An 18,533-nucleotide genomic window follows, 5' to 3' on the forward strand; every position below is an offset into this window, starting at 1 on the left:
TGTATTAATCTAAATAGTTCGACTCTTCGAGCATCAGTTTGTAATCAGTCATACTAAGTAACTGCTGCAACGAAACCTTTTTATGGTTTTTCATGTATTCGGAAATGATACGCGATCCGAGCCATGTACCAATAAGCGGAGGAGCACCTTCACCAAAAAAGGTAGTAACCGGGGACGGCCTCATATACTGACGGATCAACATCGGATCTCGGGCATAGAGATGACCATTGGTCACCATGTATTCCCATACTCGCTCTTCATTAGAGCTACACCACTTCTTCTCTGCTTTGGAGTAGCCGAGCACATCGTAAATGGAGTGATTGCCCAGTATTTGCTGAACAGCATAATTGATCTTTCCGTAATGAAGCATTACATCAACCAAACTATTACCATTTTCGAATGGGAAAGGGTATTGTCCCATTAAGTAGTAAACAAAGCAATCGGGAAGAATGCGGTCGGGACGCATCGTACGACGCTGATAGTCGTAGTAAAATCTTTTATAAAGAGGATAGTCCTCGCCCATATACTTATCAAGGCTTATACCCAACAGTGTATCAGTGAGCACAATCGACTCATTAAGCGCAGAAACCTGCGAATAAATAACAGGGATACGAATGCTTGGTATCTCTTTGATAAGTTTTTTGAAACCTTTGGTCAATCCCTCTTCGAGATGATCGAGATTAGGGAAACGGTCATCCACATCATTCATCAATCGAAGAAGCGTAGTATCCGAGTAAAACGTTTTCAACTTCTGCGAAATCGTATCATCTCCTACCCGTCCGATAGCCAGCACATCTTCAATCAATATCTTAGTGGGCTGGCGATACTCCATATTCATCTTTTGCAAAGCAGAAAAGCTGTTGGAACGCACATACTCGTTCAACAGCTTATCGTATCGAAGAACTGAAACCTCTTTTTGCTTCTGATGCTCCATACCATTCCCTGTACTCAACCGACAGGAGACGGTGAGCAGACTAATTAGAATGAAAAAAAGAGGATTCAGTCCTTTCATTCCCAATAATTATCCGTAAATAATGTTTCCTTCTTGATCCATATATTCCTCAAGGCCTTTTTCATACGTAGCCATGGCACGGAGGCTCATACCTACACTAGAGAAACCACCATCGTGATAAAGATTCTGCATCGTTACTTTACGAGTGAGGTCAGAGAACATCACAATACAGTAATCGGCACATTCTTCGGCCGAAGCATTACCCAGCGGAGACATACGGTTAGCAAAGTCAAACAGTTTATCCATTCCTTTCACACCCGAACCCGCGGTAGTCATGGTAGGCGATTGCGAAATGGTGTTTACGCGCACGCTATGTTCGCGTCCATAAATATAACCAAAGCTACGAGCGATAGACTCAAGCAATGCTTTTGCATCGGCCATATCGTTATAACCAAAGAATGTGCGTTGTGCTGCCACATAGCTCAAAGCCATGATTGAACCGTACTCGGCGATGGCATTCATCTTCTTAGCCACTTGAATCATCTTATGGAAAGAGACAGCAGAAATATCCAATGTCTTATCCAACATATCGTAATCAAGATCATCATACGTACGTTTCTTACGCACATTGGGCGACATGCCAATAGAGTGAAGCACGAAATCTATCTGACCTCCAAGAATATCCATGGAGCTTTTGAACACGTTTTCCAAATCTTCAACGCTGGTAGCGTCGGCGGCAATTACTTGGCAATTCAACTTTTGAGCCAAAGCATCTACCTCGCCCATACGAACTGCAATCGGAGTATTTGATAATGTTATAGTTGCACCTTCTTCAACTGCCTTTTCTGCCACTTTCCATGCAATGGATTGTTCGTTAAGCGCACCGAAGATAATACCTCTTTTTCCTTTCAACAAATTGTAACTCATACCTTTTAATTAGTTAAATTAGGTTGCAAAGATAGGTATTTATTGCATAAAAACACCAAAAGTGTGCAAAGAAAAGCCCAAAACGACAAAAAATACACCTAAACGAACCGTAACCTACCTTTTGAAAATGGATAAAATCGATGAATAATATCTCCCCGCCGAAGATTTTCCTTGCAAAGACATCACTATTTTCATACTTTTGCAAAAAACAAATTGCATCATGAAGAAACTCGTTATATTCGATTTAGACGGAACATTGCTCAACACCATAGCCGATTTGGCTGCCAGTACCAATCACGCACTTGCCTCACTGGGATTTCCCACACACGATACAGCGGCTTACCCATTTATGGTGGGCAACGGTATTAACAAGCTTTTCGAAAGAGCTTTGCCCGAGGGAGAGAAAACAGAGGATAACATTCGGCGGGTACGCCAAGCGTTTGTGCCTCATTACGATGTGCACAACGCAGATGCCAGTTCTCCCTACCCGGGTATCCCTGAGCTGTTGCATACGCTACAATCACAAGGCATACAACTGGCCGTTGCCTCCAACAAATACCAAGCAGCTACCGAAAAGCTGGTTGCTCATTATTTTCCCCATATTACTTTCACAGCAGTATTCGGACAGCGCGAAGGAATTAATGTAAAGCCAGACCCCACTATCGTTTTCGATATTTTGCGCATTGCCAACGTATCTAAAGACGAAGTACTATACGTAGGCGATTCGGGTGTTGATATGCAAACGGCTATCAATGCAGGAGTTACTTCGTGTGGGGTAACTTGGGGATTTCGCCCACGTGCGGAGCTGGAGGCGCTTCAGCCCGATTACATCGTTGATAAGGCAGAGGAGATACATCTCTAAAGCTTCGGACTATCCGGGTGGGATATTCCAGTTATTCCACCCAAACGTCCGACCATATCGAGCAAAGTCTCCGCCCCCCCATTTTCTCTATACTTTTCTGTAAACACGTTAAAACCAATATGACACATCGGAGGGTCAAGTTGTATAAAGCTCCAATGACGAGCTTTATACAACTTGAACGCGTATCATTCAACATACGGTTTTCTTTGATTGTACAATAGAGATTCAATGATCAATAAAGTCGGCACGCATCGGACTGAAGCAATCGATAAGCACGCCGGGCTCCAGACAAGTGCATCCGTGTACTAAATCGGGCGCAATGTATAAACCGTCACCTGTCTCTACAGTCTTTGTTTCTTCATTAATGGTAAACTCAAATTTACCGCTAGCCACATACGTTGTCTGCGTATGATGATGTGTGTGCAAGCTGCCCACCGCTCCTTTTTCAAACTTAACTTTTACCAGCATCACTTGTCCGTTATACCCCATAATCTGACGCACTACCCCTTCACCGGCAGGTTCCCATTCTTTACCATGTTCATATATCCATGTTTCGCTTCTTGTTTCCATTTTTTTATTTACTGTTAGTATTGTTTCCATTCAATATTGATTGTATGCTCACTTAATCAAGCTCAAAAGTAAGAAAAAAAATCTCATTCGCAAGCGGACTCCAACTATCTCCGCCTCGGATTATTATTTGTACAGCTATCGATTGAGAAGCAACCCAAGTAATATAAATATTTTACAAACAAAATTATTTTTCATTCTCGTATTTGATATTGGTATTATAGATTCATTATCTGAATACACAAAGATAGCGACTCTTTCTTTATGATATGTGTTCTTTTCGTTTGAAAAGGTGGGTTAATCAATTTCCGTGTACGTAAACATCACTTTTCGTGCACGCTAACGTGCTTTTATCCCCAAATTGAACAAAATTGTAAGAAAACGACCAATTTGTTCACTCTTTTAGGCAATTATTATGGTTGATATCAGTTAATAATGTGTATTTTTGACGCCAGAATTAGAACTAATTATATTAAATCAATTATCATGAGTACATTTCAAAATGCAAATGGGAAGATGACAAACTACAGATGGATCATCTGCTCTATGTTATTTTTCGCGACAACAGTTAACTATCTAGACCGCCAGGTACTTTCCTTGACCTGGAAGGATTTTATTGCTCCGGAGTTTCACTGGACCAACGACGACTACGGTAATATCACTGCTTTGTTCTCCATCATTTATGCGTTCAGTATGTTATTCGCCGGTCGTTTTGTCGATTGGTTAGACACTAAAAAGGGATTCCTTTGGGCCATCGGTGTTTGGTCGTTCGGTGCCTGTCTTCACGCGTTCTGTGGTATTGCTACTTCGGGTATCGTTGCCGGAGAGTGGTTTGTAGGATTCGAGGGTGCACGCGAGGCCATTGGTCATGTAAATAATGTAGGTCTGATTGTAAATGTTAGCGTTACTTTGTTCATCTTTGCCCGTTTCGTATTGGCAGTGGGTGAGGCCGGTAACTTTCCTGCTTCGATCAAGGCTACTGCCGAGTATTTTCCTAAAAAAGACCGTGCGCTCGCTACCAGTATTTTCAATGCCGGTGCAACGGTAGGTGCACTTGCTGCTCCCATCACGATTCCTATCATCGCCGAACACTTTGGTTGGGAGATGGCCTTTATCATCATCGGTGCTATCGGTTTCATCTGGATGGGATTCTGGATTTTCATCTACAAGAAACCCGAAAAGAACCCCGGGGTCAATGCCGCCGAGCTTACCTATATCCAACAAGATAAGGACGATGCTCCTATGGACAAGAACAATAAGCCTCAACGCAAGCTAACGTTCGGTGAGTGTTTCAAATTCAAACAGACATGGGCGTTTGCCTTCGGTAAATTCATGACCGATGGTGTATGGTGGTTCTTCCTTTTCTGGACTCCTGCTTATCTGAGTTCTGTTTACGGAATGAAATCGTCCGAACCGGCTGCTCAGTTGGCACTGTTCGTTCTGTATGCCATCACGTTGCTTTCGATCATTGGTGGATGGCTGCCTTCTTATTTTGTAGATAAAAAAGGCATGAACCCTTACGCCGGCCGCATGAAATCAATGTTGATCTTCGCTTTCTTCCCACTACTGGCCATTCTGGCACAGCCATTGGGACACCTCACGTATTGGTTCCCGGTAATCATTATCGGTATTGCAGGTGCAGCTCACCAAGCATGGTCGGCCAATATCTTCTCTACCATTGGCGATATGTTCCCTAAATCGGCTATTGCTACCATCACCGGTATCGGTGGTATGGCAGGTGGTGTAGGTTCTTTCCTTATCAATAAAGGTTCGGGACTTCTATTCGACCATGCCGAGACAACCAATATGAAGTTTATGGGTTTTGAAGGCATCGAATCGGGCTACTTCATCATCTTCTGTATCTGCGCCGTTGCTTATCTGATTGGCTGGATCGTAATGAAGGCATTGGTTCCTACATATCGACCGATCGTAGTGGAGTAATCTACTCGACAAGCATATATACCTCATCTAACTAATCGGATAGGATGGAACGTAGCCGTTCCATCCTATCCGATTAACTGTATAAGCCCACTCGGTATTAAGAGAAGATCGTTTTATAGATTTTGAACATATGTGGCCAGATTTGTATCACGATCAATCGCCATTTTTCTGCGTAGCCTCAGGCGCGCTTTTTTAAGAGCCTCCTCGGACTGAAAGGTTATCTGCGAGATATGATTGTTGCTCATATTTAATTTGAGAAAGACACAAAGCTTTCTTTCATTGGGAGTAAGGTTGGGATAGTACGCGCTGAGTTTTTCGTAAAAGGAGCTATTCACCTTCTGAAAAAGAATCTCAAACTCCTTCCAGTTCGTGTTGGAGGATTTAAATTTGTATTCGGCTATCAATGTTCTGATCTCATTGCGGCCTTCTTCTATCGTATTCTTTTTGATGTTCTCGAGCATCTTGACGCTATGGGCATCTCGTTCGGAGTTCTCCATTAATTTGAGCGTAGCGGCTGCCATTGCCTTTTGATTTATCTCGAGTTCTTGATTCATGTTTGCTATTTGCAGCTTCAAGACTCTTTTTTTCAGTTTGTTTGTCCAATACACGGCAAAGGCCAGCATCAATATGAGAATAGAAAGAATGACCAGAAAAAGTATGGTTCGTTGCTGGTTATCGATTTTCAACGCCTGGTTTGCCTTCTCTTTTTCGTATACCTGCCTCTCCTTGTCGTATCGGTAGGTGCTCTCCAAGAATGCTATTTTCCGCACATTCTTATCATTGAATATACTATCGCTCAACAGCTTATATTGGACCTGATTATTGTAAGCTTCGTGAAACGATCCTGTAGCGGCATAAAACTCGGACAGCTGTTTATAACTCTCTTTCTTGAGTTCGAGCAGGTTCATCTCCACAGCCAGATGAAAGGCTTTTTTTGCATAGTCGATAGCCGGTGCGTATTGCTGCTGAGCGAAATAGAGAAGAGCCGTTTTACTCCATATTTCTCCGTACGAACGTTTCAGCTCGAGCTTCCGAGCCAATTCCATCGCTTCTTCGAGATAGGCCGTTGCTTTGCCAAACTCTCTTTGGTCGGTATAGAGCGATCCGAGTTTCGTGAGTATGATGACCCGTTGGCTGGTGTGGCTGTTTTGAGCCATGGAAAGTGCTTGTCGGAAATAGTTCAACGATGTCGGCTTATCCGAAAGAATGGAGAAGTTGCCCAGATTGATCAGACTGGTGGTCATTTGCAGGGAGTCGCCCGCTTCTTTGGCAAGCAGAAAGGCTTTTCGAATGGTTTGGAGAGCCGATTCGCGGTCTTTTTGGTCGGCTTGCAAACTTGAGATATTGACCAGATTATAAAATACACCTGTCTTGTCACCCCTCTCTTCGTTGATTTTTAGAGCAGATAGATAATGTTCAACCGCCACCGAATAACTGGCCTGACGAGCATGAATGAATCCCAACTGCCCGTATGCTTTGGCAGTCATTTGCCGGTCACCGATTTCATCTGCCACACGAATAATCTCCCGAAGCTGTTTAATGGCTTCGAGGTAATTGCCATCTCTCGAGAGTTTTTGTGCAAACTCATACGATGTCCTTATCTCTGTTTTCGAGTTGTTAACCTCACTGGCCTTCCAAAGAGTCTTTTTCGTTTCTGCCAAGTAGAGACTGTCGACAGGCTTGTTTTGTGCATTCGCCATTCCGAACAAGAGCCACAGTAATAGAAGGGATAGGTGTTTCATCGTATATTGATTTAATTTATGCGACAAATATACATAAAAAAGCCGACTCATAGGAGGCTACAGACTTCTTTACGCTCAGCTTGTTTCTCTTTCATTTTACCACGAGCCATCTTATGGGAATAAAAAAGAGTACACTGTTTATACAAGTTGTGTATTACTGACAACCGGCATAAATCATTGTACTCTCAAGGCAAGCTCCCTGTGTTTGGTTTACTCTTCGACAGGTTATTCGAATGGATTTTCGGGTACGTCCTCACTCTCTTCGCCCGATTTGGACGATTGGGCTCTTGTGGCTCCTTGTCCGAGCACCTGACGTTTGTAGCGTACTATTTCGGTATTGGTCACATCGATAAAACCCTGATAATCGGCATCGCCTTCGATCAAAGCATAGGCATTGATATACTTTACTATGGTACGGTAACGCTCATCCACTGCGCTTCGAGCGTTTTTCAAGGCTCCTATTTCTTTCGCCGCCAGTTCGGAGGTTCGTATGCTCATTGCCGTGCGCACGGATTCGTTGGCGGTTTTCAAGGCTGCCAACAGCCCGGTGAGCGAAAGTGCGCTGACTTGGCTGGCGTATTTACCTTCCAGATCGCTTATTAGATTGTACAACAAGCCTGTTTCGCGATCGAGTTGCATGCTGGTTTCTATTTTGTAGTCCTTGAACAGCTGTGTCAACTCGTCGGCAGCCTGTTGCATGTCCGGGTCGGCTGCATTCTCAAAGGCTCTTACGGTATTCTTGATGCCGATATATAAAGAGTCTCGTTGCGAGTCGGCTCGAGATATTTCATCGGTTCTCTGGTTTTTGCGCGATAGAACCAAGGCAGTATCTTCTTTGTCGAGAGCTGCTCGGTAGGCGGTGAGTTGTGCACTGATTTTGGTTTTAACTTTACTGTCGGCATTGGCTCGCGCCAGTACTTCGGTATGATAGGCAAAATGGGCACCATTGTTCATTCGTTCGGTACTAATCGAAATAATTTCAGGCATAAGATTTAAATTTTAAGGGTTATTATTTATGTAATTGATCTGAAAACCGGGTTTCTAAAAGCAATATTGGTAGAGCGACATCAAAAACACGGTTTATCTTATCTTTTTTATTCGGGGGCATCGAAAAACGGTTGCATGATCGTATCCGACAGCGTGGCGGACTGAAAAACTCGGTTTATCTTATCTTTTTCTTTTTAAGGGTTTAAAAAACAGTGTTTCCAGGCTCGTCGGGATAAAAATGAATTAAAAAACAGTGTTTTCGAATTATTGATATCAGAGTTGGACTTAGAAACAGTGTTTTTCTATTTATTTTCCCTTTAAGCTGCTCATTGATTGTTCTCAGAAGCTATTATTTTTAAGGTTCATCTCTGCTATGTTGTTTGGGGGGATTCTTCTTTTTCTGGCTCCAAATAATTAGCAGGATGGTACTCATGGCAAATAAAGCGAATATCATATTATACCAAACGCCATGCTCTCGGGAAAAGTCGACAAGCGTTAGAAGCTGGATGGACAATCCCAGTATAACAACAGTCCCGATTAGTAATATATTTACTATTTTATCTCTCCCCGCTAATTGTAGCCTCTTACCTCTCATGTATTTATAACAAAAGAGTCCGACAGGAATAGCCGTTAAGTTATGGAAAAGAAATTTATAGAAAGCATCATCGGGATCTTGCCATAGAAGATAAAGCCCTATACAGTAACATAAAATTGTGAATAAATAGATCATAATATCAGCATGTTTCATTTACAGATTTAACGCAGATTGTCTTAAAGAGATAGGCTAACTGCTCGGCCAACGGGGTTACTTGCTCACACATCGAAGGTACTTAACCCTGCTGTCTGCGTTGTATGGAAACAAAGGTATGGGATAAAACAAAGTGGCATCTTACATCTTTCTTGCAAAAATTTACGGTTTTCTTGCAAAAGCTCGGTTTCTAATCTCCGTAGGTGTTTGTCGGAAATGTTTCTTGCAGAATTCGGTAAAGCGGCTTTCGGACGAGAACGCCAGTTCGTTCATAATGAAGCTAAAGCTCGTAGTTGTTTGTTCCAGAAGATAGCAAACTCGCATCACCTTCTGCTTATCTATCCATCTTTTGGGGCTGTCGCTAAAGTTCTGTTTGAAGCGGCGCAGAAAAGTGGCATAGGTCATATTGCATCTTCGGGCGAGGTCTTGAACCGAATCGCTGTGGGCAGACTGTTTGCGCACGAGCGATTTAAAATCCATCTGTTTGCCTACAAGCGGAGCGAAGAAGGTGGCCTTTTCTTGGGTTGTGTATTGGTGTTCTAAAAGGAAGAAGAGTTCTTGATGCTTTTTGTCGGCTACGAACTCTATTTTTTGATGCGAGGTATAGAGCAAAATGCCTTTGAGAAAATGTTGCAAAAGAGCATCGGTGGGCAAAGGATAAAACTTTCGGTTAATCGTTTGGCAGGTCGCAGGCATCGCCTCGGCAAAAAAATCGACCGACAGCGGTAGTACTTCCTGAAAACTATGCAACACAAACATCGTATCCGCTAAAGCTGTGATGATAATGGTATTATTCTTGTGCAGAAACAACATCTCATCCATCTTTATCTGTTTCTTTACCGAAAGATCGGAGCAAACAACTTCGGCTCTTCCTTGCAGAAGAAAGAGGATATGATGATTCCGACTCGAAGGAAGTGTCCATGTGGATCGTTGCTCGAAGTGCTTCGTGGCAAAGCAACTCTGCGCCAACTCACTGTTAAGCGCAGAGGTATTATATAATTTCTTGATCCATTTCATTCACCTAATAGTAAGTTATGCCTGTATTACTGCTTCCTACAACGCCTGCACGATATCATGAAGCAAATCATCGACACTTTCGAGCCCGATAGACAGGCGGATCGTATTCGGATCGACATCCATAGATCGGCGTTGCTCTTCGGTAAAAGTGCCGAAGATGGTACTGGCCGGATGAATGGCCAAGGTTTTATTATCGAATAAATTCGTAGCCCGCCGAATGAGCTTCAAGCGATTGATGAAACCGAAACAGGCTTCGCGCGAAGCCAGGTCGAAGGTAAGCATCGCACCGGGAAGCGAGCCAAACTGCGCCTTGCTGAGTGCAAAAAACGGATTATGCTCCAATCCGGTGTAGTTTACCTTCGCGATAGCGGGCAGTGTCTCCAACCGACGGGCAAGTTCCAAACAAGTAGTTGCCTGACGGGCATAGCGAAGCTCCATCGTTTCTAATCCCAATGTTTGCATATAGGCAACTTGCGGAGTCATATAAGCCCCCAGGTTGCGGTGCACCTCTTTGCGAAGCTTTGCCGTAAAGGCCGAAGCCCCAAACTGGGCAACCATCGGCGAGAGTTTCTCCGACCGGCTCCAATCAAAAGTACCGTAATCAATAATCAGACCACCAATGCTGGTGGCTCCTCCCGAAATGTATTTGGTACTCGAGATCAATTCAATATCCACCCCGAAATCACGGGCATGAAACACATGAAAGGGCACTACCGTTGTATCGGCTACCAAAGGCACACCTGCCTGATGAGCAATCGATGAGAGGGTTTTTAAGTCGGCTACCTCGAGTTGCGGATTCGTGATTACTTCGAGAAAGAGCGCACAGGTGTGCTCGTCGATTTGCGCACGAACCTCGTCGGGAGAAGTCAGATCGCAGAAACGAACCTCAACGCCAAAAGCACCCAAGGTACTCTTCAGGAAAGAATAGGTGTTGCCAAACAGGTGGGCAGAAGTTACCACGTTTCCCCCCGCATGAGCCAATGTTATCAAGGCATTGCTGATGGCGGCCATGCCCGAGTTCAGCGCAGTGACGCTAAGTGCATGGGTAAGGTGCTGTATCCGTTTTTCAAAATACTGAACGGTGGGGTTCGTTATACGCGAATAGGCATGATCGGCCGTACGTCCGCAAAAAGCCTCCTCCATCGCTTCTGCCGAATCAAATTCATAGGCAGCAGTGTTGTAAACCGGCATAGACAGGGAGTGATAAGCATCTTCTTTATCAAAAGGAGTATGCAGCAACTGAGTTTCGAAACTGTTCATAGTAAGTTCTGAATGATAAATAATAAATATTCAACCCCATTAATTATTGATTAATAGCGTTTTGAAGTTGATTCAACGCTTTTTCGAGCACACTACGCGGACAAGCCACATTGAGACGCATGAATCCCTCGCCCTCTTTTCCGAAAGTAGTACCGTTGTTGAGTGCCAGATGTGCGCCGTTCACAAAGAGATCGACCAGTTTCTCTTGACTCAACCCCAGTTCCCGACAATCGAGAAAGACCAGGTAAGAGGCCTGTGGACGAATCACCCGGATGCCCGGAATATGTGTGCGTAGGTAGGTATCGGTGAAATCGATATTTCCCTGAATATAGGCCAACGCCTGATCGAGCCACTCTGTTCCGTTGCTATACGCTTCGGCCACACTGAGATAAGCAAACAAATGCCCTTCGCTAAGCTCACTGGCTTCCATATACGCTTGAAATTGATGACGCAATGCCTCGTTCTCAATCACACAGTACGAGCTAGCCAACCCCGGCATATTAAATGCTTTGCTGGGCGACATGAAAATAAGCGAATTCTGCCGTGCCTTTTCAGACACAAGTGCATAGGTGGTGTGTTTATAGGGAGGCAACGTGAGGTCTGCATGAATTTCGTCAGAGATGACCAACGTGCCGCTTTCGGCACAGAGCTCGGCAATCATCGCCAACTCTTCGGGTGTCCATACACGGCCACCGGGATTGTGAGGATTGCTTAAAATAAGCAATTTGCACCCTTGCAGGTCGGACTTGAAACGGTCGAAATCAATTTCATATTGTCCGTCGCGCAACACCAAGGGGCTATATACGACTTCGCGTTTATTCTTTTGTGTCACAAGGAAGAAAGGATGATACACCGGCGGCATCACCATCACCTTGTCTCCCGGCCGGGTAAAGCAATGAATGGCAAAAGCCAGTCCGCGCACAATACCGGGCATAAAGGTTAGCATCTCACGCTGTATGGTCCAGCCGTAGCGTTTTTGAAGCCAGGCAATGATAGAGGTGTACCATGCTTCGGAGGTAAAGGTATAACCCAATACTTCGTGTTCCATTCGTTTACGTAAGGCCTCAATGATAAACGGAGGCGTACGGAAATCCATATCTGCCACCCAAAGCGGAAGCAGGTCATTACGCCCAAAACGCTCGCCCACTGCGTCCCACTTTACAGAGTCGGTGCCGCGGCGATCAATAATTTCATCAAAATTGTAATTCATATCTTTCCAATTTGTACGTATATAGGGTTACAAATGTACAACTCATCTGTTGTATAGAAAAAACAAACAGCAAAAAAAAGCAGGATAAAGAACAAAAATACCATCATTGTGGTAGATAATGTTTATTTCTGTATCGAATGGTATTTTGATATGGCTGCTCTGATTTCTTTTTCGTACTTTTGCATGCATAATGATAAACGAACGTACACACATGACGAAAGCATTGTTTTTTGATATTGACGGAACATTGGTCAGTTTCAACACGCATGCCATACCGGCATCGACTATCGAAGCCATCAAGGCTGCCCGCAAGAAGAATATTAAAATATTCATTGCCACCGGACGGCCGAAGGTAATCATCAATAACCTAACCGCTTTGCAAGAAGAGGGACTCATCGATGGCTACATCACGATGAACGGCGCATACTGCTTTGTAGGAAACGAGGTGGTTTACAAAAGTGCTATTCCTACTGCCGATGTGCGTGCAATGGCAGAAGTCAGCCGACAAAAAGGATTTCCTTGCATCTTCGTAACGGAGCACGGCATATCGGTATGTCAGCCCAACGAGCTGGTTACTCAAATCTTTCATGACTTCCTACATGTCGAGACCCTTCCCACAAAGAGTTTTGAGGAGGCTACCCGGGAGTCTATCTTCCAAATGAGCCCCTTTATCACCGTCGAGGAAGAGGTCGATATACACCCGCTGATACCGAATTGCGAACTGGGACGCTGGTTCCCGGCCTTCACCGATATTACCGCCAAAGGAAACACCAAACAGCGGGGTATCGATGAGATGATTCGCCACTTTGGCATCCGGTTGGAAGAAACCATGTCTTTTGGCGATGGAGGCAACGATATCAGCATGTTGCGCCATGCCGCTATCGGTGTGGCAATGGACAACGCCAACGATGTGGTGAAACAAGCAGCCGACTATGTAACCGCCTCGGTCGATGAAGACGGTATCTGGAAAGCGATGAAACATTTCGAAATCATATAATATATCGTGACCAAACCCGTTGTAGACACCCAAAACAAAGAGTTTCAAGATGCATTGAACCTCATTCAGTATACACGCCAATCGGTATTTCTAACCGGAAAGGCGGGTACGGGTAAGTCTACCTTCCTGCGATACATTTGCGAGCATACGAAGAAGAAATACGTAGTGCTTGCTCCAACCGGCATTGCTGCCATCAATGCAGGTGGAAGCACCATGCATAGCTTCTTCAAACTACCCTTTCATCCGCTACTGCCGGACGATCCTAATTTAAGCCTGCAACGGGGGCGTATTCACGAATTCTTTAAATATACCAAACCACATCGCAAGCTACTCGAATCGATAGAGTTGGTCATTATCGACGAGATTTCGATGGTGCGAGCCGATATCATCGATGCGGTCGACCGTATACTGAGGGTTTATTCACGCAACCTGCGCGAACCTTTCGGTGGCAAACAGATACTGCTTGTAGGCGATGTGTTTCAGCTCGAACCGGTGGTTAAGAACGATGAACGGGAGATACTGAACCGCTTCTACCCCACCCCTTATTTCTTCTCGGCTCGTGTATTCGGGGAGATCGACCTTGTTTCGATTGAGCTTCAAAAGGTATACCGGCAAACCGATGCGGTATTTGTCAGCGTACTCGATCATATTCGTACCAATACAGCCGGTGCGGCCGACCTGCAGTTACTCAACACCCGCTTTGGTACCAGCATCGAAGCCTCCGAAGAGGATATGTACATCACCTTGGCTACCCGACGCGACAATGTAGACTTTATCAACGACAAGAAGCTACTGGAACTTCCGGGCGACCCCATGAGCTTCATGGGCGAGATAGAGGGCGACTTTCCCGAAAGTAGTCTGCCCACTTCAAAGGAGCTTATATTAAAACCCGGTGCACAAATCATCTTTATCAAAAACGACTACGAACGCCGGTGGGTCAATGGTACCATTGGTGTGGTAAGCGGCATTGACCCCATTGAGGGTACTATTTATGTACTTACCGATACGGGCAAAGAGTGCGATGTGAAGCTCGACTCCTGGCGAAACATCCGTTATCGCTACAACGAAGAGAAGAAAGAGATCGAAGAAGAGGTATTGGGCACGTTCAAACAGTATCCCATCCGGCTGGCTTGGGCCATTACCGTACATAAGAGTCAGGGACTCACCTTCAGTCGTGTAGTCATCGACTTTACCGGAGGGGTATTTGCCGGTGGACAGGCTTATGTGGCTTTGAGCCGTTGCACCTCACTCGAAGGTATTCAGTTGAAGAAGCCGATCAACCGCGCCGATATCTTTGTGCGACAAGAAATAGTAAGCTTCTCCGAACGTTTCAATAACCGCCAAGCCATAGATAAAGCACTGAAACAAGCACAGGCCGATGTACAGTATGTAGCCGCTGCACGTGCTTTCGACCGGGGAGATATGGAAGAGTGCCTTGAACAGTTTTTCAAAGCCATTCATTCGCGTTATGATATAGAGAAGCCTGTTCCCCGCCGGCTGATACAGCGTAAGCTACACATAGTCAACACCCTCAAAGAGCAAAATAAACTACTCAAAGAGCAGATGAGGGCGCAACAGGAATACCTGAAAAAATATGCACGCGAATACTTGCAGATGGGTAATGAATGTATTACACAAGCGCATGATGCCCGCGCTGCCCATGCCAACTATGATAAAGCACTCGAACTGTATCCCGATTATATCGATGCCTGGATACGAAAAGGAAATACGCATTACAATGACAAGGAGTATTTCGATGCCGAACACTGCCTCAATACGGCAGTGAAGATCAATGGGGCAGACTTTAAAGCCGTTTACAACAGAGGAAAGCTCCGCCTGAAAACCAATAATATCGAAGGAGCCATTGCCGATCTGGACAAGGCGACCTCTCTCAAAAAAGAACATGCCGGGGCTCACGAACTCTTCGGAGATGCCCTGATGAAAGCAGGCAAAGAAGAAGAAGCAGCTTTACAATGGCGCATCGCCGATGAGCTAAGAAAGAAGAAAGCATGATGACTTTAATCATAAATTAACTCAACGTGAGTGATTTATGAAAACTTTTTGTTAAATTTGCCATTATATACTTACCTAAATAACTGCATCATTATGAAAAAGAACCTCAAAATAACAGCGACGGTCATAGGCGTAGTTTTAATACTCATGTTTCTACTTCCTTTCGCTTTTCGCGGAAAGCTAGAAACCCTTGTCAAAACAGAAGGGAATAAAATGTTGAATGCCAAGTTCGACTTCAGCGATCTTGATATCAGCTTGTTTCGCAACTTCCCCAAAGCCTCGGTTACGTTAAGTAACCTGCGGATATGCGGAACCGGCGAGTTTGCCAACGATACCTTGATTCAGGCCGGCGAAGTAGTGGCTGCCTTCAACCTCTTTTCGCTTTTTGGAGACAACGGCTACGATATCTCCAAAATACAGATTGACAATACCACCGTACATGCCATTGTATTGCCCAACGGGAAAGTGAATTGGGACATTATGAAGCCCGATACAACCACACAGGCATCAACTCAGGCAGCATCAGATGAGTCTCCTTTCAAAGTGAAACTTGAAGATTTTATTATCAAACGTATGAATATCGTTTACGATGACCGCCAGGCCGATATGTATGCCGATATACGGAACCTGAATGCCCGGTGTGCAGGCGATTTGGGTAGCGAACGTACCACGCTTCAAGTCGAAGGAGAAACAGAGTCCTTTACATATCGTGCAGATGGAATTCCACTCCTGAGCAATGCCAATATATATACGAAGATGGATTTGGACGCCGATCTGGTCAATTATAAGTTTACGTTCAAAGACAATGAAATCAGACTCAATGCCATCAAAGCGGATATCGACGGATGGGTAGCTATGAAAGATCCGGTTATCGACATGGATCTGAAATTAAACACCAACGAAGTTGGATTTAAAGAAATACTTTCACTCGTTCCGGCACTTTATGCCAAAGAATTTGCCCAGCTCAAAGCCGAAGGAACAGCTACATTGACGGCTGCTGCCAAAGGCACCCTGCAAGGCGACAGCATCGTTCCGCAATTCAATATAGATTTGAATGTAAAGAATGGAATGTTCCGTTATCCGTCGCTACCGGCAGGGGTCGACCAGATACACATCCAAGCCAATATACAGAACCCGGGCGGTCCTATCGACGGTACCGTTATTACGGTCAATCCATTTAGTTTCCGATTGGCAGGCAATCCTTTTAGTGTTATCGCTTCGGTTAAAACACCTGTCAGCGATCCCGACTTCAGAGTCGAAGCCAAAGGATTGCTCCGCTTGGGTATGATCAAAGATGTATATCCGCTCGACAGCATCAAGCTAAACGGTACCATCAATGCCAATATGCAGGTAGCCGGGCGACTGTCGAATATCGAGAAAGAGCAATATGAGCAGATAAAAGCCTCAGGAACGATTGCCCTGTCCGATATGAACCTTCAACTCAAAGACCTGCCCGAGGTACAGATACACAAATCATTATTTACCTTTACGCCCAAGTATTTGCAGCTGAGCGAGACTACTGTCAACATCGGAAAGAATGATCTCACAGCCGATAGCCGTTTCGAAAACTATATGGGCTACGCACTGAAAGGAACTACGCTCAAAGGTACGCTCAACATTCGTTCCAACTATTTGAATCTGAATGATTTTATGCAGACTGCCCCAACAGACAGTACAGCCAAAGCAGCACCGCAAGGCACCACTGCAACCGCTTCTGCAAACCAGAGTGCATCGGCTTCGGGTATCATTGAGATTCCTCGCAACATTGACTTCCAAATGGATGCCAACTTAAAGAAAGTACTGTTTGATCAGATGGTGTTTACGCAGATGAACGGTCAGCTACGCGTTAAAGACGGGAAGGTAGACATGAAGAACCTATCGATGAATACCATGGATGGCAATGTGGTCATGAATGGTTATTATTCGACTGCCGACCTCAGCAAACCCGAGATGAATGCTCACTTCAAGCTCTCCAATCTAAGCTTTGCGCAAACGTACAAAGAGCTGAATATGGCTCGCCAAATAGCACCTATATTCGAAAATCTGAAAGGAAACTATTCGGGATCGCTCAATATACAAACATTACTCAACAGCGACATGAGCCCAATGCTTCCTACCATGGAAGGCAACGGTAGTCTTTCGACCAAAGACCTTAGTCTGAGTGGTGTAAAGGCCATTGAACAGATAGCACAGGCGATCAATAAACCCGGATTAAAGGAAATGAACGTGAAGGACATGACGCTAAACTTCACCATCAAGGAAGGGCGTGTATCGACTCAACCGTTTGACATTAAATTGGGAGATTATGTACTTAACCTCTCGGGTAGTACGGGGCTCGATCAGACCATTGACTACTCGGGCAAAGTTAAATTACCGGCCTCTATGGGTGGCTTTGCCAAGATTAGTAGCATCGACCTAAAGATAGGAGGAACATTTACCTCACCTAAAGTTTCGCTCGATACAAAGAGCATGGCCAATCAGGCAGTAGAGTCAGTAGCCGAAAAGGCGGTTGGCGAGTTAGGCAAAAAGTTGGGATTAGATTCGGCCATCACCGCTAATAAAGATTCACTCAAACAGAAAGTTACCGAGAAAGCCACAGAAAAGGTGTTGGACTTTCTAAAGAAAAAAATTAAATAAGCATGTTACTCAAATTATACGAAAAAAACAATGATCCGAATGATCTGCAAGAGATTGTAGATATTTTGAATGACGGCGGGCTCATTATCTACCCCACCGATACGATGTATGCCATTGGGTGTCACAGCCTCAAAGAACGTGCCATAGAGCGTATCTGTCGCATCAAGAATATTGATCCGCGAAAGAACAACCTTTCTATCATCTGCTATGATTTGAGTAGTATCAGCGAATACGCCAAGGTGAACAACAACGTATTCAAATTAATGAAACGCAATCTGCCCGGTCCCTTTACGTTCATTCTGAACGGAACGAATCGGCTGCCCAAGATCTTTCGTAACCGAAAAGAAGTCGGTATCCGTATGCCGGATAACCACATCATCCGCGAGATAGCCCGCATGCTCGATGCACCGATTATGACAACAACGCTTCCCCACGAAGCCAACGAAGACATGGAGTACCTGACAGATCCGGAACTTATACACGAAAAGTTTCATGAGTTGGTCGATTTGGTTATCGATGACGGTATTGGAGAGACCGAACCGTCTACCATAGTCGATTGTACGGGCGATGATCCGGAAATACTCAGACAAGGAAAAGGGTGGCTGGAAGAGAGCTAAATGGAGAATATAAAAAGACGGTTCCCGGATACACACGCATGTGTTGTCGGGTACCG

At 44.7% G+C, this 18,533-nt stretch carries 14 protein-coding genes; 6 read left to right on the forward strand and 8 right to left on the reverse strand.

Features of this window, described 5'->3' with window-relative positions; genetic code table 11:
• Positions 1-4: 4 nt before the first annotated feature.
• Both TY03_RS07270 and TY03_RS07275 read right to left on the reverse strand, forming a co-directional pair.
• The gene (locus TY03_RS07270) at positions 5-1,012 is read right to left on the reverse strand and encodes a gliding motility protein GldB-related protein (protein ID WP_042368625.1); all 1,008 of its coding nucleotides are present in this window, start codon (positions 1,010-1,012) and stop codon (positions 5-7) included.
• Between the two features lie 9 nt (positions 1,013-1,021).
• Positions 1,022-1,879 carry an enoyl-ACP reductase FabI gene (locus TY03_RS07275; RefSeq protein WP_042368626.1) on the reverse strand — a complete coding sequence of 286 codons (858 nt, stop codon included), beginning with the start codon at positions 1,877-1,879 and terminating at the stop codon, positions 1,022-1,024.
• Between the two features lie 220 nt (positions 1,880-2,099).
• Here TY03_RS07275 and TY03_RS07280 point away from each other — a divergent pair, with 220 nt between their 5' ends.
• Entirely contained in the window at positions 2,100-2,741 is a 642-nt protein-coding gene (locus TY03_RS07280; RefSeq protein WP_042368627.1) for an HAD family hydrolase, read from the forward strand.
• 225 nt (positions 2,742-2,966) lie between these two features.
• On the opposite strand, the gene TY03_RS07285 is transcribed toward TY03_RS07280, so the two are convergent.
• Complete coding sequence (locus TY03_RS07285; protein ID WP_042369274.1) at positions 2,967-3,311, reverse strand: cupin domain-containing protein; 345 nt, start codon at positions 3,309-3,311, stop codon at positions 2,967-2,969.
• 483 nt (positions 3,312-3,794) lie between these two features.
• Between TY03_RS07285 and TY03_RS07290 the strand changes: the two genes are divergently transcribed.
• Positions 3,795-5,249 carry an MFS transporter gene (locus TY03_RS07290; protein ID WP_148335595.1) on the forward strand — a complete coding sequence of 485 codons (1,455 nt, stop codon included), beginning with the start codon at positions 3,795-3,797 and terminating at the stop codon, positions 5,247-5,249.
• A gap of 113 nt (positions 5,250-5,362) precedes the next feature.
• On the opposite strand, the gene TY03_RS07295 is transcribed toward TY03_RS07290, so the two are convergent.
• The 5 genes from TY03_RS07295 to TY03_RS07320 all read right to left on the reverse strand — a co-directional run bounded on the left by TY03_RS07295 (position 5,363) and on the right by TY03_RS07320 (position 12,213).
• Positions 5,363-6,991 carry a tetratricopeptide repeat protein gene (locus TY03_RS07295; protein ID WP_052332421.1) on the reverse strand — a complete coding sequence of 543 codons (1,629 nt, stop codon included), beginning with the start codon at positions 6,989-6,991 and terminating at the stop codon, positions 5,363-5,365.
• A 225-nt stretch (positions 6,992-7,216) separates the two neighbouring features.
• Positions 7,217-7,978, reverse strand: a complete 762-nt coding sequence (locus TY03_RS07300; RefSeq protein ID WP_042369281.1) for a DUF6261 family protein — start codon at positions 7,976-7,978, stop codon at positions 7,217-7,219.
• Between the two features lie 910 nt (positions 7,979-8,888).
• Positions 8,889-9,743 (reverse strand): helix-turn-helix domain-containing protein, encoded by an 855-nt coding sequence (locus TY03_RS07310; protein ID WP_042368629.1) that lies wholly within the window; start codon positions 9,741-9,743, stop codon positions 8,889-8,891.
• Positions 9,744-9,779: 36 nt separating this feature from the next.
• Complete coding sequence (locus TY03_RS07315) at positions 9,780-11,003, reverse strand: PLP-dependent transferase (RefSeq protein ID WP_042368632.1); 1,224 nt, start codon at positions 11,001-11,003, stop codon at positions 9,780-9,782.
• Between the two features lie 43 nt (positions 11,004-11,046).
• The gene (locus TY03_RS07320) at positions 11,047-12,213 is read right to left on the reverse strand and encodes a MalY/PatB family protein (RefSeq protein WP_042368634.1); all 1,167 of its coding nucleotides are present in this window, start codon (positions 12,211-12,213) and stop codon (positions 11,047-11,049) included.
• Between the two features lie 211 nt (positions 12,214-12,424).
• On the opposite strand from TY03_RS07320, the gene TY03_RS07325 reads away from it, so the two are divergent.
• From TY03_RS07325 to TY03_RS07340, 4 genes are all read left to right on the forward strand, one after another.
• A complete protein-coding gene (locus TY03_RS07325; RefSeq protein WP_042369283.1) occupies positions 12,425-13,210 on the forward strand; it encodes a Cof-type HAD-IIB family hydrolase in 786 nt (261 codons plus the stop codon).
• 6 nt (positions 13,211-13,216) lie between these two features.
• Positions 13,217-15,223: an AAA family ATPase gene (locus tag TY03_RS07330; RefSeq protein WP_042368636.1), complete on the forward strand. Its 2,007-nt coding sequence runs from the start codon at positions 13,217-13,219 to the stop codon at positions 15,221-15,223.
• A 93-nt stretch (positions 15,224-15,316) separates the two neighbouring features.
• The gene (locus TY03_RS07335) at positions 15,317-17,860 is read left to right on the forward strand and encodes an AsmA family protein (protein ID WP_042368637.1); all 2,544 of its coding nucleotides are present in this window, start codon (positions 15,317-15,319) and stop codon (positions 17,858-17,860) included.
• 2 nt (positions 17,861-17,862) lie between these two features.
• Positions 17,863-18,477 carry an L-threonylcarbamoyladenylate synthase gene (locus TY03_RS07340; RefSeq protein WP_042368639.1) on the forward strand — a complete coding sequence of 205 codons (615 nt, stop codon included), beginning with the start codon at positions 17,863-17,865 and terminating at the stop codon, positions 18,475-18,477.
• Positions 18,478-18,533 lie beyond the last annotated feature (56 nt).

The organism is Bacteroides neonati (assembly GCF_000499785.1).
GTDB lineage: Bacteria > Bacteroidota > Bacteroidia > Bacteroidales > Bacteroidaceae > Bacteroides > Bacteroides neonati.